This window comes from Microvirga sp. RSM25, from assembly GCF_044784385.1.
GTDB lineage: Bacteria > Pseudomonadota > Alphaproteobacteria > Rhizobiales > Beijerinckiaceae > Microvirga > Microvirga tunisiensis.
On record NZ_CP173039.1, the window covers coordinates 5,356,325 to 5,379,679 of the forward strand.

A 23,355-nucleotide genomic window follows, 5' to 3' on the forward strand; every position below is an offset into this window, starting at 1 on the left:
CACTCCGACCAAAGCCGGCCGGAATGACAAAGGGCGCTTCAGGCGCCCTTTTCTTCGATCAGGCCCTCATCGGCGCTGCGGCGCTGGTTTCGTCCTTGTGGCTCTTGAGCTTGAAGGCGAGCACCAGAAGGGAGATGCCGAAGACGAGCGCATAGGCACCTAGCCACCACGTCAGCACCACGGCGCCGACGAGCGGGGCAAGCAGGAGCGCGACACCGAACAGCACCGAGACGATGCCGCTGAAGATCAGCCAGCCGCGGCCGTAGGTCGGGTTCAGCTTGAAGGCGGCGACGATCATCAGGACCCCGGTGATCAGCGACCACACGGCCATCAGGGTGACGAAGAACAGAACCGTCAATCCCGGCATCAGGAAGGCGATGATGCCGACCAGGATGTTCAGGATGCCTTCGAGAATCAGAAGGCCCCAGCGCTGGTTGTTGGAGGCAGCCCTGATGCCTGAGACGATGCCGAACACGCCGTCAACCAGCATGTAGGCCGCAAAGACCCAGACCAGGGACAGGAGCGTGGCTCCGGGCGAGAAGAAGGCGATGAGCGCGAAGATGATCGCGAAGGCGCCGCGAAGCGCCAGGGCCCACCAGTTCTGCGCCAGAAGCTGGCTCATGGCGTGGGTGCGATCAAGGGTGTCGAAAGATCCGGTTGTGCCTGTAGCCATAGGAGTCCTCCTCGAAAAGGGACGCACTGCCTCGCTCGAGGTCAACGCCAAGCTTGACCGTTGGTTTCCTTTTATTCTTCGCGGGTCCTACTCTCCTGGCGAAGCCTCGCTCTCCTTGATCTTGGTCAGCCTGCGCCGCAGGGCAAGCTTTCGCCGTCTCAGGCGCACACGCCGCTTGAGCCGGAAGGCGCGGATGAGGAGTGCGATGCCGAGCCAGGCAAGGACGATGACGATCGGCGATACGATCAGAACCGGGAAGAACGTGATCAGCGCGGCAAGGGCCAGGACCGCGAAGCCGATGATGGCGATGCTGCTGGCCTCCGTCGCCGTCAGCGAGCGGGAGCCGACCGCCTTGCCGACCGTGCTCGAAAGCGCCAGGGCGCCGGCCGCGAGCCTGCGGACGCCGCCTTTCGCGAAGCGATGGCCGCGGCGCGAGCGCATGTTTCTGGCCTGACGGCGCCGGGATTGCCAGCCGGGAACGATCTCGGTCGCGTTGGCGAGATCCTCCAGATACATCGCCTCCATGGCCTCGGCGAAGCCCGTATCCTCGACCACCACGTCGAGCTCCCAATTGGTCGCCCAGCTCGCGATGTTGAGATTGGTGGAGCCGACGCGGGCCCAGCGTCCGTCCGCCACGGCAGTCTTGGCGTGGAGCATCGAGCCGTTCCACTCATAGACCCTGATGCCGGCCTCGATCAGCGAGCGGTAGCCGGCCCGCACCACGGGCTGCAGCGCGGGCACGTCGCTCGACCCTGGAACGAGGATGCGCACGTCCACCCCGTCACGCGCCGCTTCGCCCAAGGCCTGCACATAGGAGGTGGTGGCGACGAAATAGGCATCGGTGAGCCAGAGATTGCGCTGGGCCGTCGCAGCGATGAACTGGTCGACCCGGTAGGTGCGGAACATGCCGGGCTCGCCGCTGATGACCCGCGCCGGCACCGAGCCGGCGTGCGGGATCAGGTCCGCGTTGGGCAACTCGGATTTCGGGATCGCCTTCATGCCCGCGAGCACCCAGCTTTCCGCAAAGGTGGCATCGAGATCGGCGACGACCGGTCCTTGCAGGGACAGGCCGGTGTCCCGCCACGGCTCCGTGCCGTTCTTGCCCACCCAGCTGTCGGAGATGCAAAGTCCGGACACGAAGGCGATGCGTCCATCGACGGTGATCAGCTTGCGATGGTTGCGGCGAATCCAAAACGGGTCCGTGAGCCGGGGCGGATTGAAGACCCGGGCCTCGACGCCCGCCTCGCGCAGCCGCCTCCAGTAATGGGGCAGGGCGCGCATGGACGAGCCGAGCCAGTCGTAGAGCACCCGCACCCGCACACCGGCGCGCGCCCGCTCCATCAGGGCTTCCGCGAATTGGCGGCCCGTGTCGTCATCGGCAATGATGAAATTCTCGAAATGGACGACGGTTTGCGCCGACCGGATCGCCTCCAGCCAGGCCGGGTAGTTTTCCCGCGAGTCCCGCAGCAGGGCAACGGCGTTGCCGTGGCGCAGGTCGCTGTCGGCGATGCGTGTGAAACCCCTCTCCAGGCGGAGATCGTCCAGGGCTTTGCGATAGGGATGTCCGAGGCTTCCGGGCTGGGTCGTCACGATATTCATGACCTCTCAACGCTTGAAACCGACAATCGGCAGCAGCCTAGCTTCATTTGCCTTCCCTTGCGGTAGGAATATACGACGCAGCACGATGCCGTTTACTGCCGGTTAACCGTAATCCCAACTTCCTCAACTTGGCCATAATTCACCTTAATCCCGCGTGTGTCCTCACGGTTGACGGAACCCTCCTTTAACCATCCTCCCGATATGAAAGACACAACGTTCGGCAAACGTATGTGTAAGGAGTACTGCCAATGATGACGCTGCGCGCCGTCAAGTTCGCCGCTGCTATCGTCCTCGCCCTCGGGGCGGCGGCGTGTTCTTCCAACAAAGATGGTATGGCCGATGGGGCCGGAGGCTTCGGAGCCGGCGGTGCCGCAACCCCGGGCAGCGCCCAGGATTTCGTCGTCAATGTGGGCGACCGTGTGTTCTTCGAAACCGATTCGACCGACCTGACCCCCACGGCCGCTGCGACCCTCGACAAGCAGGCGCAGTGGCTGCAGCGTTACCCGCAATACACCTTCATCCTCGAAGGCCATGCGGACGAGCGCGGCACCCGCGAGTACAACTACTCGCTCTCCGCCCGTCGCGCGCAGATCGTCCGAGATTACCTGATCTCCCGCGGCATCCCGGGCAACCGCTTCCGCACCGTGTCCTACGGCAAGGAACGTCCGGTTGCGGTCTGCAACGACATCTCCTGCTGGTCGCAGAACCGCCGTGCGGTCACCGTGCTCGGCGGCGGCGCCGGGGCATAAAGCCTCACCTAGCCCATCGTGAGGAAAAGTGGATCCGGTTTTCCGCCCGAACGATGCGCCAGCCAAGAGGGAAAGCATCGGATTTGCCCCCAGAAGTGGGTCCACTTTTGGGTCCGATGCTCAAGCTCAAGCCCTCGTGAAATCGCAAGGCGCCGCCACATTCTCGCCGTGGCGGCGCTTTTGTGTTATCGGCCTCCTCAATCGAGGACCTTCACGGTATCCCAGCATGTTTCGACGCCTGTTTATCTTTTTCGCCTTTGCCCTGGCTTTGGCTGCATCTCTGGCTGCCCCTGCCGCCGCGCAGGATGCCGCCGATGCGATCGTGCGCCTGAACCGGCTCGAGAGCCAGTTTCGGCAGATCTCCGGCCAGATGGAGCAGCTTCAGTACGAGAACCGCCAGCTCAAGGAGCAGCTTCGCAAGTTCCAGGAGGACGTGGAGTTCCGCTTCCAGGAAGGCCGCGGGGGCTCCCGGCCGTCGTCGCCCACGACCACGCCTTCGCGCCCCGCGCAGCCGCCGGCCCAGCCGCAGCGCCGCAGCGACCTCTTCGACCCCTCCGAAGCGCCGGATGCTCCCGGCGCTCCTCGGCCGCTCGGCACCACGGCGCCGTCGGCACCTCTGGCGGCAGATGCGAACCGTCCCATGCCGCTGCCCGGCGGGCAGCTCGCGGGGATCGGTGATCTGATCGAGCAGGACGACCTCGACGGTGCTCCGATGGATGGTGGCGGGCATGATCGCATGGCTGCTCTGCCGCAAGGCGCCATGGCCGAGCGCCCGGGCCCGAGCGTCGCGGCGACGAGCGTCGGCAATCCCCGGTCCGATTTCGACGCCGCCTATGCCTCTTTCAGCCAGAAGCAGTACGATCAGGCCGAGATGGGCTTTCGCCGCTTCCTCCAGTCCAATCCGCGCGACAAGCTGGTGCCCGAGGCGACCTTCTGGCTGGGCGAGACCTATCTCCAGCGCAACCGGTACCGCGAGGCCGCGGAGCAGTTCCTGAACGTCTCGGCCGAGCATCCCGATACCGCCAAGGCGCCCGATGCCCTGCTGCGGCTCGGTATCTCGCTGAACGGTCTCGGGGCCAAGGATCGCGCCTGCGCGGTCCTTGCCGAACTCGACCGCAAGTATCCCCAGGCCCCGGCCCCCGTTCGCCAGGCATCCGACCGCGAGCAGAAGCGCATCAAGTGCAGCTGAGCTGCTGACGAAATTTATGAAGGGCCAAGCAATGGCCGCCCCTCCGCCTCCCGACGATGTGCTCTCGGATGAAGGGCTGGGGTACCTTTTTGAGACCTTGAACCAAGCCTCGGGCATCGTCGCCGCCGTCTCGGGCGGGCCGGATTCGATGGCCCTGATGCATCTCCTCGCCCGCTGGCACGCCGTCGGATCGCGACCTCCCGTTCACGTTGCCACGGTCGACCATGGCCTGCGGCCCGAAGCCGCCGAGGAGGCCGCCTTCGTCGCGCGGGAGGCCGTCGCTCTCGGCCTGCCGCATCGGATTCTGGCCTGGACGGGGGACAAGCCTCGAACCGGCATCCAGGAAGCCGCGCGCGAGGCGCGCTACCGGCTTCTCGTCGATTATGCCGGCGAGGCAGGCGCGTCGCATCTGGTCACCGCCCATACCCTCGACGATCAGGCCGAGACGGTGATGATGCGCCTTGCCCGGGGCTCGGGCCTCTCCGGGCTCGCAGGCATGCGCCGGGAGACGGACAGGCGCGGCATCCTGCATGCGAGGCCGCTGCTCGATCGGCCGAAGTCAATTCTTCTCGATCTGTGCCGGGGACAGGGCTGGCGCTTCGTCAGCGATCCGTCCAACAGCGACGAAGCTTATGCCCGCGTCCGCTGGCGCAAGCTCATGCCGCTCCTGGCCGCGGAAGGGCTCGATGCCGAGCGCCTGGCGCGCCTCGCCGAGCGTGCCGCCCAGGCCGACGAGGCCCTCGACCTCAAGGCGCGGGAAGCGCTGGATCAAGCCGAACCCGTTCTCAAGGGCGGCAATCTCTCGTTCCAGGCCGGCATCCTTGCAAACGAGCCTTTCGAAATTGCCCTGCGGGTGCTGGAGCAGGCCGTGGCCATGACAGGGCTCGAAAACAGCCGCCTCCATCGGCTCGAAGCCTGCACGGAGCGCCTGCGGGAGACCGCCAGGGCAGGGGAGGCGTTACGTCTCACCATCGCCGGTGCGCTCGTCCGGCTGGAGCGCTCCGGACGAGTATCCGTTGGCCCGGAACCGCCACGCCGCCGGGGCCGTTAGCCAAATCTCTTAGCTAACGTTATTGGATCGCGCCGCATGGGCGCCGCATTCCCTTGGCAAGGCGAGACGGTGTGCCTACATTGAGTTTAACCGCACGGGGAGATCTCCTCGCGCTTCATCTCCCTCTGGGGCAGAACCTGATCCGATGAATTCAAATTTCCGCAACTTCGCCTTGTGGGTCGTCATCTTCCTCCTGGTGCTGGCGCTCGTGACCCTTTTCCAGAGCCCAGGCCAACGGGGCGGCGGCAGCGATATCGCTTACAGCCAGCTCCTCAGCGAGGCCGATGCCGGGCGCATCACCAGCGTGGTCATCTCCGGACCGGAGATCAGCGGCACCTATACGGACGGTCGCACCTTCACGACCTATTCGCCGAGCGATCCCATGCTGGTTACGAAGCTGCAGCAGAAGGGCGTGCAGATCACGGCCCGTCCGCAGTCGGATTCGACCCCCTGGTTCATCGCGGTCCTCATGAACATCCTGCCCATCGCGCTCTTCATCGGCGCCTGGGTGTTTCTGTCGCGCCAGATGCAGAGCGGCGCCGGCCGAGCCATGGGCTTCGGCAAATCCAAGGCGAAACTGCTGACGGAGGCGCATGGCCGTGTCACCTTCGACGACGTGGCCGGCATCGACGAGGCCAAGGAAGACCTGCAGGAGGTGGTGGAGTTCCTGCGCGATCCGCAGAAGTTCCAGCGCCTCGGCGGCCGCATTCCCCGCGGCGTGCTGCTCGTCGGCCCTCCCGGCACCGGTAAGACCCTGACCGCCCGCGCGGTCGCCGGCGAGGCCAACGTGCCGTTCTTCACCATCTCGGGCTCCGACTTCGTCGAGATGTTCGTCGGCGTCGGCGCCTCCCGGGTGCGCGACATGTTCGAGCAGGCGAAGAAGAACGCTCCCTGCATCATCTTCATCGACGAGATCGACGCGGTCGGCCGCCATCGCGGCGCCGGCTTAGGGGGCGGCAACGACGAGCGCGAGCAGACCCTCAACCAGCTCCTCGTCGAGATGGACGGCTTCGAGGCCAACGAGGGCGTGATCATCATCGCGGCCACCAACCGTCCCGACGTGCTCGATCCGGCGCTGCTGCGTCCGGGCCGCTTCGACCGCCAGATCGTCGTCCCGAACCCGGACGTCACCGGCCGCGAGAAGATCCTGCGCGTCCATGTGCGCAAGGTGCCGCTGGCTCCCGACGTGGACCTGAAGGTGATCGCCCGCGGCACCCCCGGCTTCTCGGGCGCCGACCTGATGAACCTGGTCAACGAGGCGGCGCTGCTGGCCGCCCGCCGCGGCAAGCGCATCGTCACGATGAAGGAGTTCGAGGACGCCAAGGACAAGGTGATGATGGGCGCCGAGCGCCGTACCCTCGTCATGACCGACGACGAGAAGCGCCTGACCGCCTATCACGAGGCCGGCCACGCCGTCGTGGCGCTCAACGTCCCGGCGACCGACCCGGTGCACAAGGCCACCATCATCCCGCGCGGCCGCGCGCTCGGCATGGTCATGCAGCTGCCTGAGCGGGACAAGCTGTCCATGTCCTACGAGCAGATGACCTCGCGCCTGGCGATCATGATGGGCGGCCGCATCGCCGAGGAGATGATCTTCGGCAAGGACAAGGTCACCTCCGGCGCCCAGTCGGACATCGAGCAGGCGACCCGTCTCGCCCGCATGATGGTGACCAAGTGGGGCTTCTCGCCCGAACTCGGCACCGTCGCCTATGGCGAGAACCAGGACGAGGTGTTCCTCGGCATGCAGATGGGCCGGCAGCAGAACGTGTCCGAGGCGACCGCCCAGAAGATCGACTCGGAGGTCCGCCGCCTGGTCGAGGACGGGCTCAACGATGCCCGGCGCATCCTGACCGAGAAGGCGCACGAACTCGAGGCTCTGGCTCGCGGCCTGCTCGAATACGAGACCCTGAGCGGCGACGAGATCCGCCATCTCCTCGACGGACAGCCTCCGGTGCGCGATACCGGCGAGGCCATAAGCCCCAGCCGCGGCTCCGCCGTGCCCACCGCCGGTCGTGGCCGTCCGCGGGAGACTGACGGGGGCATGGAGCCCCAGCCGCAGGCCTGAAAACGCCGGTCCCTGTAAAATTCAGAACGCCCGCTTCCCGGCGGGCGTTCTTTTTTGTTTACCTCAAAGATCTAATAATCCCTAAGGACCAGGTTTAAGGCTTGTAACAATCGCTTATCACTTGTGATGGCGCACATTGGCTCAGGTGCCTTGACCTAATTCAGGGAGGTTGCTTTGAAAAAGCCAAGGCGCGCATTGGCGCTACGGAATGCGGAGACAAAGCACGTGCGTAAATACTTCGGAACCGATGGAATTCGGGGTCGCGCCAACGGAATCATCACGCCGGATCTGGCCCTGCGGGTCGGACAGGCGGCCGGTCTCATGTTTCAGCAGCGCGGCGATTACCGCCACCGGGTCGTGATCGGCAAGGATACGCGGCTCTCTGGCTATATGATCGAATCCGCCCTTCAGGCCGGCTTCACCTCGGTGGGCATGGACGTGCTGCTGCTGGGTCCGATCCCGACCCCCGCGGTCGCCATGCTGACGCGCTCCATGCGCTGCGACCTGGGCGTCATGATCTCGGCCTCCCACAACCCCTACGAGGACAACGGCATCAAGCTGTTCGGCCCCGACGGGTTCAAGCTCAGCGACGACATGGAGCTTCAGATCGAGGCTCTGATCGATTCCGACCTGACGCGACGTCTGGCGGAGTCGTCCACGCTCGGCCGCGCCAAGCGCATCGAGAGCGTCCAGGCCCGCTATATCGAGTTCGCCAAGCGCACCCTGCCGCGCCAGGTCGATCTGGAAGGCATGCGCGTGGTGATCGATTGCGCCAATGGCGCCGGCTACAAGGTCGCTCCGGAGGCCCTGTGGGAGCTGGGCGCTGAAGTCGTGTCCATCGGCGTTGAACCCAACGGCTTCAACATCAACCACGATGTGGGCTCCACCGCGCCCGACGCCTTGATCCACAAAGTGCGCGAACTGCGCGCCGATGTGGGCATCGCCCTCGACGGCGATGCGGACCGGGTGCTGATCGTCGACGAGAAGGGCCATCGGGTCGACGGCGACCAGCTCATGGGCGTCGTCGCCCGCTCCTGGAAGGAGGACGGCCGCCTGGCGCAGCCCGGCATCGTCGCGACGATCATGTCCAATCTCGGCCTGGAGCGCTATCTGAACGGCATGAGCCTCGGCCTGGTGCGTACCGCGGTCGGCGACCGCTACGTGCTCGAGCACATGCGCGCCCACGGCTACAATCTCGGCGGCGAGCAGTCGGGCCACATCATCATGTCCGACTACACCACGACCGGCGACGGCCTCGTGGCGGCTCTCCAGCTCCTCGCCGTGGTGAAGAGCCTCGGCAAGCCGGTCTCGGAGGTCTGCCATTGCTTCGAGCCGCTGCCGCAGGTGCTCAAGAACGTGCGCTACAAGTCCGGCAAGCCGCTGCAGGAGGCCTCGGTCATCCAGGCCATCGAGTCCGGCCGCGAGACCCTCGGCAACGCTGGCCGTCTCGTAATCCGTCCCTCCGGCACCGAGCCCGTCATCCGCGTGATGGGCGAGGGTGACAACGAGGACCTCGTCAACCGCGTGGTGGACGACGTGGTGGAGGCCGTCACCCAGGCCGCTTCGAGGGCCGCTGCGTAAGCACGGCTTCCGTTTCGCATTCAAAACAAAAGCCCCGGCGAGATGATCGCCGGGGCTTTTGTTTTCCGTCTTCTTGGTAGTGTGTCTCTCAACCTCATCCTGAGGTGCCTGCGCAGCAGGCGTCTCGAAGGAGGATTCAGAGAGCACTGGACCCGCCCTCGTCCTTCGAGACGGACCTGACGGCCCTCCTCAGGATGAGGCTCAAGGGAGAAGGCGTCCGCTCCGGATCACTCCGCCGCTTGAGCCGGCGGCACGTGCTTGGTCCGCGACGGCAGGTCGTCGCCATGAGCGGGCTGGCCGGTCTGGGCGCGGAGCTTGTCGAGCATTTCGCTCACGTAAGTGGCAGGCTTGGTGAAGCCGCCGAGGAGCAGGTAGATCGAGGGCACCACCAGCATGGTCAGCATGGTCGAGACGGTGACGCCGCCCACGATCACCGAGCCGATGGCGTTGCGCGCCTCGGCCCCGGCCCCGGTGGACCAGGCGAGCGGCACGGCGCCGCCGATCATGGCGATCGAGGTCATCAGGATCGGACGCAGGCGCAGCACCGAGGCTTCGAGCACCGCGTCCCGCACCGAGTATCCGCGTTCGCGCAGCTGGTTCGAGAATTCGACGATCAGAATGCCGTTCTTGGTCATGAGGCCGATGAGCAGGATCATGCCGATCTGGCTGTAGATGTTGAGCGTCTGTCCGGTGACGAACAAAGCCAGCAATCCGCCGGTCACCGCAAGCGGCACGGTGAGCATGATGATGAACGGGTTGATCCAGCTCTCGAACTGCGCCGCCAGCACCAGGAACACCACCAGCAGCGCCATGGTGAAGGTCACGTAGATCGCTCCGGTCGAGTCCAGGAAGTCCTTGGACTGGCCGTTATAGCCGATGCGCACCTCCGCCGGCAGGTTGTCGCGCACGATCTGCTGGAGGATCTCCAGGCCTTCGCCGATGGAGACGCCCGGTGACAGCGAGGATTGGATCGTGATCGAGCGCAGGCGGTCGAACCGGTTCAGGGCCTGAGGCGCAGCCGATTCCGTCAGGGTCACAAAGGAGGAGAGGGGAACGAGCTCGCTGTTGGCAGCGCGGATGAAGGTGTTGGTGAGATCGTTGGGCGTCGCACGGTCCTGGGCGCGGGCACGCATGATCACCGGGTACTCGTCGCCGCGGCTGACGAAGGTAGAGACCTCGGTCTCGCCGAACATCAGTTCGAGCGTGCGGCCGATATCCTCCACCGAGACGCCGAGATCGGCGGCGCGCTGGCGGTCGATCTGCACGCGGATGTCCGGCTGCGACTCGCGATAGTTGGAATCCATGTTGACGAACTTGCCCGTCTCCTGGGCCTTCTGCATGACGATGTCACGCCAGCCGCGGATCGTCTCGTAATCCGGGCCGCCAAGCACGAACTGGATCGGCTGGCCGAAGCCGCCGGCGCCGCCGAAGGCCGGCGGGTTGACCAACGACACGCGCGCGCCGGGGAAGCTCGACACCTTCGGCGTCATCTGGCGCACGATGTCCTGCTGGCTCTCGGTGCGGTCTTCCCAAGGCACGAGGCGCACGATCACGATGCCTTCGTTGACCGGGGAGGGGCGTGCGAAGCCGGGGGCCACCTGACTCAGCATCGAGGCGACGAGGCCCTGCTCCTGCAGGGGCATGAGGGCGCGCTCGACCTCTTTCACCCGGTCGCGGGTGTAGTCGAGGCTGGCGCCCTCCGGCGCCTGGAGGCGGACGATGACGGCGCCGCGATCCTCGGTGGGCGCGAACTCCTTCGGCAGGGACTGGAACAGGCCGTAGGCCGAGAGCGACACCAGGAAGCCGATGAAGAGGATGACCACCGGTACCCTCAGGGCGCGGGAGAGGAGCCAGCGGTAGCCGTTGTTCATCTTCTCGAACACCGGCTCGGTCATGCGCTGGATCCGGCCGTGGGCGGGGACCATCAGCTTGGAGCACAGCATCGGGGTCAGCGTGCGTGCCACGACGCCGGAGAAGAAGATCGAGGCGGCAAGCGTGATGCCGAATTCGCGGAAGAGCTTGCCGGTATTGCCCGTCATGAAGGCGAGCGGCACGAACACGGCCATCAGCGTGGCCGTGGTGGCGATCACCGCGAAGCCGATCTCGCGGGCGCCGTCGAAGGAGGCGAGCAGCGGCGGCTGGCCCTCCTCGATGCGCCGGTGAACGTTTTCGATCTCCACGATCGCATCGTCCACCACGATGCCGATGGCGAGCACGATGGCGAGCAGGGTCAGCACGTTGATGGACGCGCCGAAGAAGCTCATCACCATGAAGGCTGCGGTGATCGAGACCGGGATGGCCACCATGGCCACGATGGTGGAGCGCCAGTCGCGCAGGAAGATCAGGATCACCAGGATCACGAGCGCCACACCTTCCACGAGCGTGTGCAGCACGCCGTCGATGGAGGCACGGATGAACTGGCTCTCGTCATAGGCCACTTCAGCGATGGTGCCGGGCGGCAGGGAGGACTTGAGTTCGTCCAGTTCCTTGCGCACGCCATCGACGACGGAGAGCGTGTTGGCGGTCGACTGGCGCACGACGCCCATGCCGATGGCGGTCTCGCCCGATTGGTAGAATTCAAAGCGCGTGTCTTCCGGCCCCACCTCGACCTGAGCCACCTCGCCGAGCCGGACCAGATAGCCGTTCTTGTTGGTGACGATCACCTGCGAGAACTCTTCGGGCGTGGCGAGGCGGGAATCGGTCTTGACGGTGAATTCGCGCTGACTGGACTCGATCCTGCCGCCGGGCAGCTCCACGTTCTGGCGCTTGATAGCCGTTTCCAGGTCCTGCACCGTCAGGCCGCGGGCTGCGAGCGCCGGCCGGTCGACCCAGATCCTCATGGCAAAACGCCGCTCGCCGCTCAGGTTGACGTTGGCCACGCCCGGAACGGTGGAGAGGCGATCCACATAGACGCGCTTGAGGTAGTCACTGAGCTCCAGCGCATCGAGAGTGGTGGACGTGACGCCGACCCACAAGATGGCCGAGGCGTTCGCATCCACCTTTCGCACCACGGGCGTATCAGCTCCGTCAGGCAACCGTCCGGCGACGCGGGAAACGGCGTCACGCACGTCGGAGGTCGCGGCTTCCGGATCGCGGGACACCTCGAACTCGATGGAGACGGACGAGCGGTCGTTCTGGCTCTGGGACGTGATTTGGCGGATACCCTCGATGCCGGCCACCGCGCCTTCCACGATCTCCGTCACCCGGCTCTCGATCACCTCGTTCGAGGCGCCGCGATAGACGGTGGAGACCGAGACGACCGGGCGGTCGGTCTGCGGATATTCGCGAACCGGCAGGTTCATGAGCGCGGCAAGGCCGCCCACGATCAGCAGCAGGCTGACCACGACGGCGAAGACAGGACGGCGGATGAAGAGGTCTGAAACCTGCATGGTGGTTCGGCTCTATACCAGTCTGTAAACGAAAACCTCCCGCCGGAGGCGGGAGAGAAGTCACTTGCGCTCGGCCGCCTGGGCGGCGCCGATGGCCTGCGGGACGTTCAGCGAGGAGCGGGAGGGCTGCTCCCGGTTCGCCGCCGGGACAGGCGCGGCCGGCGCGCCCGAGCCCACCGGGCGGGCGACGACCTCGGCTCCGGGCCGCACGCGCTGGACGCCCAGCACGACGATGGTCTCGCCGGCTTTCAGCCCGTCCACCACCTCGACCTTGCCGCCCTGGCGCTGGCCGATGGTGATGACGCGGCGCTCCACCTTGCTGTCCTTCACCGGATAGACGACATGGCGCAGGCCCTCGCTGACGACGGCCTCCTCCGGCACCACGACGGCGTCGTCCTTGGTCGAAACCTCCAGGGCCACGGACAGGAACATGCCGGGCTTCAAGGCCTCGTCCGGATTGTCGAACTCGGCGGTCAGGCGCGCCGTGCGGGTCGTCTGATCGACGCGTGTATCGATGGTCGCAACGGTGCCCTTGAAAGTGCGGCCGCGATAGGCCGCCGAGGTGGCGTTGACCGTCTGGCCCGGCTTGAGGCGGCCCAGGAGGTTCTCCGGCACCGCGAAGTCGAGGCGCACCTTCGACAGGTCGTCGAGCGACGTGATCCGGGTGCCCGGTGCCACATAGGCGCCGAGCGAGACCGAACGGACGCCGACGCGGCCGGCGAAGGGGGCCCGGATGTTCAGGTCCTCGAGGCGAGCCTCGGCGGCCTTGCGCTGGGCGCGGACGGAGGCGATGGAGCCCTCCAGCGACTTCATCTGGGCCGTCAGGTCATCGACCTGGGCGCCAGTGCCTGCTCCGGTGCGGCTCAACGCCTGGGCGCGCTCGAGCTTGATGGCGACTTCGTTCTTGAGAGCTTCGGCGCGACTCGCCTCGGCGATGGTCTGCTCGATTTCGGCGCGGCGCTCGGCGGCATCGAACTGGATCAGGGTATCGCCGGCCTTGACCTTCTGGCCTTCCTCGAAGCCGATCTGGCCGATGATTCCTGCCACCTTGGCGGTCACTGTGATCGATTCATAGGCACGCACCGTACCGACCGATTCCCGAACCTCGACGATGCGTCCAGTCTTCACCGTGTCCACGTCGACCGCCGCTGGCCCCAACTGACCGGCCCGGCTGCGACCTCCCGGAGCAGCGGCCTGCTGGTCTGCGGGTTGGCTCACATAGGCGCCGATCACGGGCACTTGGGCCAGATGGCCGCCCTTGTAGGCGTACCAGCCGCCAAAGCCTGCTGCCCCCAGCACGGCAATGACAGCGAGTTGACCGGACACACGCATGCTCGCTCCTTACTCAGTCTCTCGGCCTTATTGGCTTTTTCGGTCACAATTGTCGGAAGGTGTCCTAGCACAATATATGCCAAGCGCTGTGAACATAACGCAGCAAACACGATGTTTTGTATTACGATTTCGTAATCTGAACACTCGCCCCGGCGATGCGTGCCTTGACCGTGGTCCTTGCCTCCGTCATACCGGTCGGCGGGACACCTCTCCCCACCGAGAGGCGCCCATCTGTAAGGATGGATACCATGACAAACCTGCCCGCCGCGCGTCCGCGCGCGCCTTACTTTTCGTCCGGCCCCTGCGCGAAGCGCCCCGGATGGTCTCTCCAGAACCTCAAGACCGACAGCCTCGGCCGCTCGCACCGCGCGAAGCTCGGCAAGGCGCGCCTGAAGCTTTCCATCGACCTCACCCGCGAGGTGCTGCAGGTGCCGGCCGATTACCGCATCGGCATCGTGCCCGCCTCCGATACCGGCGCCGTGGAGATGGTGCTGTGGTCGATGCTGGGCGCTCGCCCGGTCGACATGCTGGCCTGGGAGAGCTTCGGCGAGGGCTGGGTCACGGACGTGGTCAAGCAGTTGAAGCTTGCCGACGCCCGCGTCGTCAATGCGCCCTATGGCGAGCTTCCCGATCTTAAGCAGGTCGATACGAAGAACCGCGACGTGGTCTTCACCTGGAACGGCACCACCTCCGGCGTGCGCGTGCCGAACGCCGACTGGATCGCGGCCGACCGCGAGGGGCTGACCATCTGCGACGCCACCTCGGCGGCCTTCGCGCAGAAGCTCGATTTTGCGAAGCTCGATGTGGTCACCTTCTCCTGGCAGAAGGTTCTCGGCGGCGAAGCGGCTCATGGCATGCTCATTCTCTCCCCCGCGCGGTGGAGCGGCTCGAGACCTACAAGCCGGCCTGGCCGCTGCCGAAGATCTTCCGCATGACCAAGGGCGGCAAGCTCATCGAAGGCATCTTCGAGGGCGAGACGATCAACACGCCGTCCATGCTGGCCGTCGAGGATTACATCGACGCGCTCGAATGGGCGAAGTCCATCGGCGGACTCAATGCGATCGTGGCCAAGGCCGATGCCAACGCGAAGGTCATTCACGATTGGGTCGCAACGACCCCGTGGATCGCCAATCTCGCCAAGGTTCCCGCCACCGCGTCGAACACCAGCGTCTGCCTCGTCATCGCCGATCCGGATGTGGTCGCACAGGGTCCCGAGGCCGTGGCGCAGGTCGCCAAGGGCATCACGACGGCGCTCGACAAGGAGGGCGTTGCCCTCGACATCGGAGCCTATCGCGATGCGCCTTCCGGCCTTCGCATCTGGTGCGGCGCGACGGTCGAGCAATGCGACCTGGAAGCCCTGACGCCCTGGCTCGACTGGGCCTTCGCGCAGGAAAAGGCGAAGCTCGCGAAAGCGGCGTAACGCTCACTTACCCCTGTCCCGTCATCCCCGGGCTTGTCCCGGGGATCCACGCCTTTCGAGGGCTGAGCTTGCGATACCGGCAAACGTGGATGGCCGGGACGAGCCCGGCCATCACGCCATGAGGTTCAACCCATGCCCGCTCCCCGCGTTCTCATTTCCGACGCTTTGTCTCCCGCCGCCGTGCAGATCTTCAAGGATCGCGGCATCGATGTCGATTTCCAGCCTGATCTCGGCAAGGACAAGGACAAGCTTAGCCAGATCATCGGCGAGTATGACGGCCTTGCCATCCGGTCCGCCACCAAGGTCACGGCGAAGATCCTCGAGCAGGCCAAGAACCTGAAGGTGATCGGCCGCGCCGGAATCGGCGTCGACAATGTCGAGATCCCTGCCGCCACGGCGAAGGGCATCATCGTCATGAACACGCCCTTCGGCAATTCCATCACCACCGCCGAGCATGCGATCGCGATGATGTTCGCGCTCGCGCGCCAGATCCCGCAGGCCGACGCCTCCACGCAGGCCGGCAAATGGGAGAAGAACCGCTTCATGGGTGTCGAGTTGACGGCCAAGGTGCTCGGCGTCATCGGCTGCGGCAATATCGGGTCCATCGTGGCCGATCGCGCCATCGGCCTGCGCATGAAGGTGATCGCCTACGATCCCTTCCTGTCGCCGGAGCGCGCGGTCGAACTCGGCGTCGAGAAGGTGGAGCTGGACGATCTCTTACGCCGCGCCGACATCATCACGCTGCACGTGCCGATGACGGAGAAGACGAGGAACGTGCTCTCGGCCGAAAACATCGCCAAGACCAAGAAGGGCGTGCGCATCGTCAACTGCGCCCGCGGCGGTCTCGTCGACGAGGTGGCGCTTCGCGCCGCGCTCGATTCCGGCCATGTGGCGGGCGCGGCCTTCGACGTCTTCATCGAGGAGCCGGCCACGAGCAACCCGCTCTTCGGCCATCCCAACGTGGTCTGCACGCCGCATCTCGGCGCCGCAACGACGGAAGCACAGGAGAACGTGGCGCTGCAGGTCGCCGAGCAGATGTCGGACTACCTGCTGCAGGGCGCGATCCAGAACGCGGTGAACTTCCCCTCGATCACCGCGGAGGAAGCGCCGCGCCTGAAGCCGTTCGTCGCGCTTGCCGACAAGCTCGGCTCCTTCCTGGGCCAGCTCACGGAAGCCTCGATCAAGGGCATCCGCATCGAATACGAGGGCGCCGTGGCGGAAATGAACACCCGCGCGCTGACCTCGGCGGCTGTGACCGGCGTGCTGCGTCCCTTCCTGCAGGACATCAACATGGTCTCCGCCCCGGTTGTCGCACGCGAGCGCGGCATCACGGTCGAGGAGGTCAAGCGCGAGAGCGCGGTCCGCGACTACGAAAGCTTCATCCGCATCATCGTCGATGCCGAGGACATGCCGCGCCATGCGGGCGGCACCGTGTTCCAGGACGGCAAGCCGCGCGTGCTCGACATCCGCGACATTGCGGTCGATGCGGAGTTCGCGCCGCACATGATCTATGTGCGCAACGACGACAAGCCCGGCTTCATCGGACGCTTCGGCACGCTGCTCGGCGAGTCGGGCGTGAACGTTGCGACCTTCGCGCTCGGGCGCGACAAGCCGGGCGGCGACGCCATCTGCTTCGTGTCGGTCGATCAGCCAGTCTCCGATGAACTCCTGCGCAAGATCGAGGAGATCCCGCAGGTCAAGCGCGCCCGCGCGGTGCGATTCTAAACGCCTCTTCCGGCGAAGTGGATGCCGGTTTGCCGGAAGATGCGACATGTAAGACGCTGAGGTAAGCATGATGACCCATGTCCCGTCGCAACGCTTCGTCCTGACGCTCGCCTGCGCGAACCGTCCCGGTATAGTGGCCGCCGTGGCGGGGCATCTGTCGGATGCGGGTCTCAACATCCTCGACGCCCAGCAATACGACGATACGCAGACGGATCGCTTCTTCATGCGTGTCGTCTTCGACCCCGTGTCGGGGAAGAGCGACATCGATGCCTTGAAGAGCGGCTTCGTGCCGCTCTCTGAGCGCTTCGGCATGACATGGACCCTGCGCGATCCGAGCGAGAAGCGCCGGGTTATGCTGCTGGTCTCGAAATTCGATCATTGCCTCGCGGATCTGCTCTACCGCTGGCGTATCGGCGAGCTCGATTTCGAGCCCGTCGGCGTCATCGCCAATCATCCGGCCGAAACCTACAGTCATGTGGATCTCGGCAACGTTCCGTTTCACTGCCTTCCCGTCACGAAGGACACGAAGCTCGAACAGGAAGCCAGGGTCTGGGAGGTCATCCGCGACTCCAGGGCCGATCTCGTGGTGCTCGCGCGCTACATGCAGGTGCTGTCGGACGGTCTCGCGGCAAAGCTCGCCGGACGCTGCATCAACATCCACCACTCGTTTCTTCCCAGCTTCAAGGGCGCCAAGCCCTACCATCAGGCTCATGCCCGCGGCGTGAAGCTGATCGGCGCGACCGCGCATTACGTGACGTCCGATCTCGACGAAGGCCCGATCATCACGCAGGACGTGGAATCGATCACGCACCGCGACTCGGCGGAGGATCTCGTGCGCAAGGGACGCGACATCGAACGCCGCGTGCTGGCGCGCGCTGTGCGCTATCACCTGGAAGACCGCATCCTGCTCAACGGCCGCAAGACGGTGGTGTTCGCGGATTAGAGGCAGCGGGCTGTCACACTTACGACGTCATCACCGGTCCTGTGCCGGTGATCCCGATCAGCTGAGGCGCGGCGCTTCAAACAATCGGGATGGCCGGGACAAGCCCGGCCATGACGCGGAGAGTCGGGATATGGGGCGTCAATGCCTACCGCCGCCGTTCTGCCAGCCAGATGCCGCCGAGCACCAGCGCCAGACCGAGCGCGTGATAGGTCGCGAAAGGCTCGCCGAGAAGGACCACCGCGAGCAAGGCGCCGAACACCGGCACGAGATTGACGAACAGCCCCGCTCGTGCCGGGCCGATCAGCTCCACGCCGCGGATGAAGAAGATCTGTGAGAGCAGCGAGGGCAGGAGCGCCACATAGAGCAGGATGAGCCAGCCCTTCGACGTGGGGAACTGCGCCGTGCCCTGAATCATCTCCACGCCTACGAGGGGCAGGGAACTGGCGAAGGCCACGACGGCCATGGCGGCGAAGAACACGAGGCCCGGCATCTCCGGACGATAGCGCAGGCCCAGCGTGTAGATCGAATAGAACACGCAGGCGATCAGCATCCACACGTCGCCGATATTGATCGCCAGGGTCTTCAGGATCTCCCAGTCGGCTTTGACGGACACCATGATCACGCCGATCAGCGTGACGATCATGCCGAGGATCTGCAGCGGGATCACGCGGGCACGGAAGACGAGGATCATGCCGAGGAGCACAAAGACGGGAATCGAGCCCTGGAAGATGGTGAGGTTGACCGCGCTGGTGTGATGGGCGGCGGCATAGAACAATGCGTTGAAGGCGGTGAAGCCGAAGACACCCATGACGAGGGTGAACAGCCAGCGGGCTTTGAATTTCGCCCATTCGGTCACGAGCTGCCGCCCGACGAGGGGCAGCAGGATCGCCACGACGACGATCCAGCGCAGGCAGGTCAGCACCATGGGCGAGACCTCGCCGATGGCGAGCCGGCCGGCGATGCCATTGCCGGCCCACATGAGCGTGGTGAGGACCAGGAGAACATAGGCCCGCCCCCAAAGGCCTTGCCGGAGTGAATTCAGAAATTTCATCGGAGGCCGGACCTTATTGCGCTTGCCGCCGCGTGCCGTTCGGCTAAACCGGCACGAAAGAAAGCGGGTGACACGCATGGCCTTACGGTTTCTGGTGGTTGAGGGCAATACGCGGGGTGCAAGGCAGGCTCACAGGGAAGCCTATGGACTCACGCTCTCGGAATCCTATGCGGAGGTGATTCACGGCATCGAAGGCGATGCCGTCTGCGACATCGCCTTTCCGACGGACGAGGGCGCGAACCTGCCGGATGCGGCCGGGCTCGAATCCTACGACGGCATCGTGCTCACCGGCTCCCATCTCAACATCTACGACCGCACGCCCGACATCCTACGCCAGATCGACCTGATGCGGGCGGTCTATGCGTCCCGCACCCCGTCCTTCGGCTCCTGTTGGGGCCTGCAGGTGGCGGCTGTCGCGGCGGACGGGGACGTGCGGCCCAATCCGCTCGGGCGCGAAGTGGGCATCGCGCGCAAGCTCACGGCCACCGAGGCAGGCCGCACTCACCCTCTGCTCGAGGGACGTCCCGCGGCCTATGATGCGCCCGCCATTCATCTCGACGTGGTCACGGCCCTGCCGGGCGACTGCACGGTGCTGGCGAGCAATGCCATCTCGCCGGTCCAGGCCGCCGAGATCCGCCAGGATGGCGGCGTGTTCTGGGGCGTGCAGTATCATCCCGAGTTCTCCTTAAGCGAACTCGCCGCCATCCTGAGCCGCCGGACGGACATCCTGGTGAGGGAGGGCTTCTGCCGGACGGCTGAAGAGGCCGTTGCCTATACGCAGGATCTATCCGCCCTCGACAAGGATCCGTCCCGCTTCGACCTCGCTTGGCGGCACGGCATCGATGCAGAAATCCTCGACCCCCATCGCCGCATCCGCGAAATCCGCAACTTCATCGAGCACCGCGTGAAGACGCAAAAGAGCGCGCGCGGACGGGCATGAGGCTTCTCGCTCGTCACGTTCGCACACGCGCTTCGGCAGGGCCGACGTCCTCTACCGTCATCCCCGGGCCCGTCCCGGGGACCTACGTCTTGAAGACCTCGATGCGACAAGGACGTGGATGGCCGGAACAAGCCCGGCCATAACGAGCAGGGTGTCTTCAGGCGTGGCTGCTCAGACGGGCTCCTGTTCCGCCGCGGCGGCGTTGCTCACCTGCAGAACGGTCAGGCGCTTCGATTCACCCGTGCGGGTGGTCCAGCCGATCGATTGTCCCAGCGGAAGTCCGATGAGAGCGGTCCCGATCGGCGTCAGCACCGAGATCTTCCCCCTCGATATGTCGGCTTCGTGCGGATAAACCAGGGTGACTGTCTGCACGCGGCCCGCGGTGTCATCGCGGAAATCGACTTCGCAGCCCATGTAGACAATGTCTGCGCGTCGCTTTCCCTCGGGCAGGATATGAGCCCGATCGAGTTCCTCTGCGAGTTCCCGTGCCACGTCCGGCATCGTGTGCAGGGCCGCCGCGGCAAGGGTTGAGAGTTTTTCGTGATCGGCCGCCGTCAGAGTGATCCGTGGCTTCGCCGTGCCGCTTGTTCTCTTGGTCATTCGATATTTCCTTTTTGAAGATGCTGCAGCGCGCGACGCTGCAACAGGTACCGGGATCGCCATTGGATTCCGGTCGGTCGTGAGATGGATTGCGGGGCGCGGGCATAGGCGTCCCGGGCTGTGTGGTGGTCCCGCCGATCAGGGCCTTCGCAGGCGGAGGAGTGCGGTTGAGTTCGTCTGACTGTGGACGATCCTGCCTTCGCGGCACGGAGTGCCCGCATGAAGCCGCGATACCAGTGTCGCCGCGCCGGCTCAGCCGGCATCCAGCCTCACGCGTTGTCCAGTGGTTCAGATCGGATGGGCGCCCCGAGCTCGGAGCGCAGACGCGCGTTGAGCTCGGGGCTACTGGCCCGCGATGAGGTTGCCTGCCCGATGCAGGCCGCGACGATGGCGTAGAAGGCTCAACATGATGGGCCGAGGCTCCTACACCGCATCGTGTTTGTCAAATGATGGCTGCGCCGCCATTCCCGTCTGCCTTCCCGTCTCTCCAGCCGCATCCTGAGGAGGTCAGAGGGAAGGAGAACCGGACGATACCATCCCGGACCGCCGCTCTCCTTGTCATGGCCGGACTTGTGCCGGCCATCCCGATCCGGTGAGGCGCGGCGCTTCTCATCATCGGGATCACCGGGACGAGCCCGGTGATGACGGCAAGTCTGGAGCGTGTGTGTAATGTTCTTACTTTGTTCTTGGCGCCGTGTATCATCTGGGCTAGACCTTGTGCATCCCGGCCCGACGGGGGCGCGCTCGCGGGGCGTCGCAGATGTGGGGCGGGGAGCGGTCCTGCAGCAGGCCTCGCACGCCGGTTGGCGGGAGGCCCTTGGCAGCCCTGTGCTGGTCCAAGTCTAAACGCCTAAAAGTCCCGCGTGCGAGGCGCCGTCCGGCTCTTCCCATTCCCATACCCATCGAGCCGGGCTGCCCAGCGCACCACCCTCGATCACCACACGGCTCAGGGCTCCCAAGCCCTGGGCCTATGGGTGCTGGCTCTTGGACAGACACATCGTCCCTGCGCCTGTCATCACACCCTCTCCCGTCATGGCCGGGCCTGTCCCGGCCATCCCGATCAGACGCGCGCGGCGCTTCAATCCGCCGTCATCACCGGCACGAGGCCGGTGATGACGGCGGAGGGTGCAGTCGGAGGGTGCGGTCGGAGGGTGCGAGGGCAGAACGTATCCACCGATTCACGCTGTCAGTCTCACAGCCCTCATCCTGAGGAGCCGCTGCAAGCGGCGTCTCGAAGGAGGCTCCGGAGAGCACCGGAAGCGCGGTGTCCTGCGCGACGCTTCGCTCCTCAGGCGTGCCTTAATCTGCGGCTTTCCTCGCCGTCATGGCCGGGCCGGTCCCGGCCATGCCGATCAGACGAGCGCCGCGTTCCCTTCATCGGGATCACCGGCACCGATTCCCGGATCAAGTCCGGGGAGATGACGGGGAGAAGCGGGCCATGACGATATTCGTCACGCGCTTGCTCCGAGGTCACGACCCGACCCTCGATCCTTCCCCGCGAGGGGACAGAGTGTGCGACAGACTGCACCCGGGCCCGTTCCCCGCCGACGAGCAACGTTCCTGCCCTCTGCCCGACGGAAAATCATATTCCCGCCCTTCACGACACATATGATCGAGGAATCGAGGCTCATTCCGCCTTGACCTGAGGCGCGCGATCCACGATGAGGGTTTGCAAGGTTTTTACCCAACCCTGGCCTTGCGCCGGGGTTTTTTTATGTGAGGCTTGAGCGATGGCGAACGTGGTTGTCGTGGGCGCCCAGTGGGGCGACGAAGGCAAGGGCAAGATCGTCGATTGGTTGTCCGAACAGGCGGACGTGGTCGTGCGGTTCCAGGGCGGTCACAATGCCGGCCATACCCTCGTGATCGGCGACAAGGTCTACAAGCTCTCGCTCCTGCCCTCCGGCGTCGTGCGTCCGGGCAAGCTCTCCGTCATCGGCAACGGCGTCGTGCTCGATCCGCATGCGCTCGCCGGCGAGGTGCAGCGTCTGAGCGAGCAGGGCGTCTCGATCAGCCGCGAGAACCTGCGCGTCGCTGAAAACGCCACGCTGATTCTCTCCATCCACCGCGAGCTCGATGCATTGCGCGAAAGCGGCAGCGCCGGCACGAAGATCGGCACCACCAAGCGCGGCATCGGCCCGGCCTACGAGGACAAGGTCGGCCGCCGTGCCATCCGGCTCATGGACCTCGCCGACCTCTCGGCCCTGCCTGAGAAGATCGAGCGGCTGCTCACGCATCACAACGCCCTGCGCCGCGGCTTCGGTCTCGACGAGTTCGAACCCAAGACGATCTATGACGAGCTGGCTTCCGTCGCGCCCAAGGTCCTGCCGTACATGGACGCCGTGTGGCGCCTGCTCGACGAGGAGCGTCGCGCCGGCAAGCGCATCCTGTTCGAGGGCGCGCAGGGCGCGCTGCTCGATGTGGATCACGGCACCTATCCTTTCGTCACATCTTCCAACACGGTGGCCGGCCAGGCGGCGACCGGCTCCGGCCTCGGCCCGGGCGGCGTCGGCTACGTGCTCGGCATCGCCAAGGCCTATACGACCCGCGTGGGCGAGGGGCCGTTCCCGACCGAGCTGTTCGACGAGACTGGCGAGCTGATCGGCCAGAAGGGCAAGGAGTTCGGCGTGGTGACAGGCCGCAAGCGCCGCTGCGGCTGGTTCGATGCCACGCTCGTGCGCCAGACGGTGCGCACCTCGGGCATCGACGGCATCGCCCTCACTAAGCTCGACATCCTCGATGGCTTCGAGACGATCAAGATCGGCGTCGGATACAAGCTCGATGGCGAGACCATCGATTACTTCCCGGCGAGCCAGGGCGCTCAGGCGCGCGTCGAGCCGATCTACGAAGAGATCGAAGGCTGGAGCGGTTCGACCGCAGGAGCGCGCTCCTGGGCTGACCTTCCGGCACAGGCGATCAAATACGTCCGCCGCGTCGAGGAATTGATCGGAGCGCCCGTCGCCGTGCTCTCCACCTCGCCGGAGCGTGACGACACAATCCTCATGAAGAACCCCTTTGAGGGTTGACGACGGAGCCACGGCGGGTCATTCC

At 65.5% G+C, this 23,355-nt stretch carries 15 protein-coding genes and 1 pseudogene; 10 read left to right on the forward strand and 6 right to left on the reverse strand.

Annotated features, from left to right (window positions below):
* Window positions 1-58: 58 nt before the first annotated feature.
* Both ACD578_RS25525 and ACD578_RS25530 read right to left on the reverse strand, forming a co-directional pair.
* Entirely contained in the window at window positions 59-673 is a 615-nt protein-coding gene (locus tag ACD578_RS25525; RefSeq protein WP_404289622.1) for an HdeD family acid-resistance protein, read from the reverse strand.
* Between the two features lie 87 nt (window positions 674-760).
* A complete protein-coding gene (locus tag ACD578_RS25530; protein ID WP_404289624.1) occupies window positions 761-2,272 on the reverse strand; it encodes a phosphatidylserine/phosphatidylglycerophosphate/cardiolipin synthase family protein in 1,512 nt (503 codons plus the stop codon).
* 248 nt (window positions 2,273-2,520) lie between these two features.
* Here ACD578_RS25530 and pal point away from each other — a divergent pair, with 248 nt between their 5' ends.
* The 5 genes from pal to glmM all read left to right on the forward strand — a co-directional run bounded on the left by pal (window position 2,521) and on the right by glmM (window position 8,907).
* Window positions 2,521-3,021 carry a peptidoglycan-associated lipoprotein Pal gene (gene pal, locus ACD578_RS25535; protein WP_152711556.1) on the forward strand — a complete coding sequence of 167 codons (501 nt, stop codon included), beginning with the start codon at window positions 2,521-2,523 and terminating at the stop codon, window positions 3,019-3,021.
* A gap of 226 nt (window positions 3,022-3,247) precedes the next feature.
* On the forward strand, window positions 3,248-4,210 hold the full coding sequence (gene ybgF / locus ACD578_RS25540; protein WP_404289626.1) for a tol-pal system protein YbgF: 963 nt from the start codon (window positions 3,248-3,250) through the stop codon (window positions 4,208-4,210).
* A gap of 31 nt (window positions 4,211-4,241) precedes the next feature.
* On the forward strand, window positions 4,242-5,261 hold the full coding sequence (tilS, locus tag ACD578_RS25545) for a tRNA lysidine(34) synthetase TilS (protein WP_404289628.1): 1,020 nt from the start codon (window positions 4,242-4,244) through the stop codon (window positions 5,259-5,261).
* A gap of 145 nt (window positions 5,262-5,406) precedes the next feature.
* Window positions 5,407-7,326 carry an ATP-dependent zinc metalloprotease FtsH gene (ftsH, locus tag ACD578_RS25550; protein WP_404289630.1) on the forward strand — a complete coding sequence of 640 codons (1,920 nt, stop codon included), beginning with the start codon at window positions 5,407-5,409 and terminating at the stop codon, window positions 7,324-7,326.
* 225 nt (window positions 7,327-7,551) lie between these two features.
* Window positions 7,552-8,907 (forward strand): phosphoglucosamine mutase, encoded by a 1,356-nt coding sequence (gene glmM / locus ACD578_RS25555; RefSeq protein ID WP_404289632.1) that lies wholly within the window; start codon window positions 7,552-7,554, stop codon window positions 8,905-8,907.
* 227 nt (window positions 8,908-9,134) lie between these two features.
* On the opposite strand, the gene ACD578_RS25560 is transcribed toward glmM, so the two are convergent.
* A complete protein-coding gene (locus ACD578_RS25560; RefSeq protein WP_404289634.1) occupies window positions 9,135-12,296 on the reverse strand; it encodes an efflux RND transporter permease subunit in 3,162 nt (1,053 codons plus the stop codon).
* A gap of 60 nt (window positions 12,297-12,356) precedes the next feature.
* Window positions 12,357-13,628 (reverse strand): efflux RND transporter periplasmic adaptor subunit, encoded by a 1,272-nt coding sequence (locus ACD578_RS25565; protein WP_152711945.1) that lies wholly within the window; start codon window positions 13,626-13,628, stop codon window positions 12,357-12,359.
* Window positions 13,629-13,876: 248 nt separating this feature from the next.
* Between ACD578_RS25565 and ACD578_RS25570 the strand changes: the two are divergent.
* From ACD578_RS25570 to purU, 3 genes and pseudogenes are all read left to right on the forward strand, one after another.
* Window positions 13,877-15,048, forward strand: a pseudogene (locus ACD578_RS25570) (phosphoserine transaminase).
* Between the two features lie 132 nt (window positions 15,049-15,180).
* Window positions 15,181-16,773: a phosphoglycerate dehydrogenase gene (serA, locus tag ACD578_RS25575; RefSeq protein WP_404289637.1), complete on the forward strand. Its 1,593-nt coding sequence runs from the start codon at window positions 15,181-15,183 to the stop codon at window positions 16,771-16,773.
* A 70-nt stretch (window positions 16,774-16,843) separates the two neighbouring features.
* Window positions 16,844-17,716 carry a formyltetrahydrofolate deformylase gene (gene purU, locus ACD578_RS25580; RefSeq protein ID WP_404294054.1) on the forward strand — a complete coding sequence of 291 codons (873 nt, stop codon included), beginning with the start codon at window positions 16,844-16,846 and terminating at the stop codon, window positions 17,714-17,716.
* A gap of 145 nt (window positions 17,717-17,861) precedes the next feature.
* On the opposite strand, the gene ACD578_RS25585 is transcribed toward purU, so the two are convergent.
* Window positions 17,862-18,767 carry a DMT family transporter gene (locus ACD578_RS25585; protein WP_404289639.1) on the reverse strand — a complete coding sequence of 302 codons (906 nt, stop codon included), beginning with the start codon at window positions 18,765-18,767 and terminating at the stop codon, window positions 17,862-17,864.
* Window positions 18,768-18,843: 76 nt separating this feature from the next.
* On the opposite strand from ACD578_RS25585, the gene ACD578_RS25590 reads away from it, so the two are divergent.
* Window positions 18,844-19,707, forward strand: coding sequence for a type 1 glutamine amidotransferase (locus ACD578_RS25590; protein ID WP_404289641.1), 864 nt, complete (start codon window positions 18,844-18,846; stop codon window positions 19,705-19,707).
* Window positions 19,708-19,878: 171 nt separating this feature from the next.
* Here the strand turns inward: ACD578_RS25590 and rnk are convergent, their stop codons facing one another.
* Window positions 19,879-20,307 (reverse strand): nucleoside diphosphate kinase regulator, encoded by a 429-nt coding sequence (gene rnk, locus ACD578_RS25595; protein WP_404289643.1) that lies wholly within the window; start codon window positions 20,305-20,307, stop codon window positions 19,879-19,881.
* Window positions 20,308-22,037: 1,730 nt separating this feature from the next.
* On the opposite strand from rnk, the gene ACD578_RS25600 reads away from it, so the two are divergent.
* Complete coding sequence (locus tag ACD578_RS25600; protein WP_404289645.1) at window positions 22,038-23,330, forward strand: adenylosuccinate synthase; 1,293 nt, start codon at window positions 22,038-22,040, stop codon at window positions 23,328-23,330.
* Window positions 23,331-23,355: the final 25 nt, after the last annotated feature.